Consider the following 702-nt stretch of genomic DNA (forward strand, 5'->3'; position numbering starts at 1 on the left):
GCAGCAAGCAAGGCTGCTAACTCGTTCGCGCTATTTTATTTGTCGCCTCATCTAAATTCATCACACCAATAAATCGTAAGGTACCCGTCTTGCATGACTGGCAAGACCAATGGGGTATTAATCGTTCTTGCTCTACCTTCGGCTTCACCGCTTTGCATGGGGTTGCTGATACTTGAGCCTTTATTAACCCTAACTTTCGCTTGCGACACGCATTAGCTAAAAAGCCATAGTGGCGAATGCGCATAAACCCTTTGGGCAATACATGTTGTAAGTAGCGCCGTAAAAATTCATCACAACTCAGAGTCATGACTTTATCGCGGTTGTTATCTGCATAATCGCGGTATTTAAAGCTCACTGTTTCTTCAGTCGCTGACACTAATCGCGATTCTGACATCACGCCTTTTCGGGTATAACGAGCAAGGTAACTAACTAGCTTTTCACTGTACGTTAAACAGGCTTTGCTATACACGCACCATTTGGTTGGTGTGCTTACCTTCGCGAATGAACTATCGCATTCATTGAGCGCCGCGAGCATTTTCCCTCTAAACACTGTTGATAATGCTTTAACGGGGTATAAATAGCCTTTTTCTATTTCATGCCAGTGCGCTTTATCAAGCGCGCCTGCGGGTATCAAGCAATGCAGGTGAATATGCTGACTTAAGTTCTGCCCCCACGTATGCAGTACGCTTGTCATGCCTAACT

The 702-nt window shown here is 45.0% G+C and carries 1 protein-coding gene; it reads right to left on the reverse strand.

Annotated features, from left to right (window positions below):
- Window positions 1–16 precede the first annotated feature (16 nt).
- A partial coding sequence (locus P20652_RS04575; protein ID WP_033017778.1) for a transposase occupies window positions 17–702 on the reverse strand: 686 nt, incomplete at its 5' end.

This window comes from Pseudoalteromonas sp. BSi20652 (assembly GCF_000239855.1).
Lineage (GTDB): Bacteria > Pseudomonadota > Gammaproteobacteria > Enterobacterales > Alteromonadaceae > Pseudoalteromonas.